We start from the raw sequence: 988 nt of genomic DNA, 5'->3' as shown, positions 1-988 counted from the left end.
TGCGCGACTATCCGCTGACCGCAGTGCGGGTGTGGCCACCAATACCTTGCGCGTAGCCAAGAATGCCGCCGACCTGCTGCCGGAACTGGAGCGCGCCATCGGCTATCCGGTCGAGATCATTTCCGGTGAGGAAGAGGGCCGTCTGATCTACATGGGCGTGGCCGGCGTGCTGGCCGATGCTGGTGAAGAACGCATGGTCATCGACATCGGTGGCGGTTCCACCGAAGTCATTCGCGGCCTGGGCGAACATATCCGCCACGTCGAATCCTTCGGCATCGGCACCGTCAACCAGAGCCTGGCCTTCTTCCCTGATGGCGCCATCACGGCAGCGGCCTTCGAGCGCGCCATCATCTCGGCGCGCTCGCATGTGGAAGATGCCGTGCATCTGTTCAGCTTCGATGCCGCCAGCGTCAATGTCTATGGTTCTTCGGGCACCATGCGCGCCATTGCCGACACCATCGGCCGCAACCACATGGGCGACGGCCGCATCAGCCTGCCCAGCCTGGCCGACCTGATGCAGCGCCTGATCGATTTCGGCCACGTCAGCCAGATTGCCCTGGATGGCATGAAGCCCGACCGCGCCGGCGTCATCATGGGCGGCCTGGCGGTGCTCATCGGTTTCATGCAGGAGTTCGGCATCGAGGTCATCACCCCGGTGGAAGCCGGCTTGCGCATGGGCGTGATGTGGGACTTGCAGTTGCGCGCCACCAAGGCCGACCGCCGCGACCGTTCGGTGGAAGAATTCGCGCGCCGCTTCCATGTCGATGCCGCCCGCGCTCACGGCGTGGCCGATACCGCGCTGGGTTTCTTCCAACTGTTGAAGCCGGCCACCGATTCCTATGCCCGCTATCTCCACTGGAGCTCGCTGCTGCATGAGACCGGCCTGGTGGTTTCGCCCACCGGTTACCACAAGCATTCGGCCTACATGATCGCCAATGCCGACCTGCCGGGCTTCACCACCCGCGAGCAACGCCTGATGAGTACCCTG

At 64.2% G+C, this 988-nt stretch carries 1 pseudogene; it reads left to right on the top strand.

The window, feature by feature from the left end:
* Positions 1 to 988, top strand: a pseudogene (locus I5W_RS23840) (Ppx/GppA phosphatase family protein); the annotation flags it as partial.

It is taken from the genome of Herbaspirillum sp. B65, from assembly GCF_000333555.1.
GTDB lineage: Bacteria > Pseudomonadota > Gammaproteobacteria > Burkholderiales > Burkholderiaceae_D > Herbaspirillum > Herbaspirillum rubrisubalbicans.
This window is presented reverse-complemented; position numbering and strand designations above follow the sequence as displayed.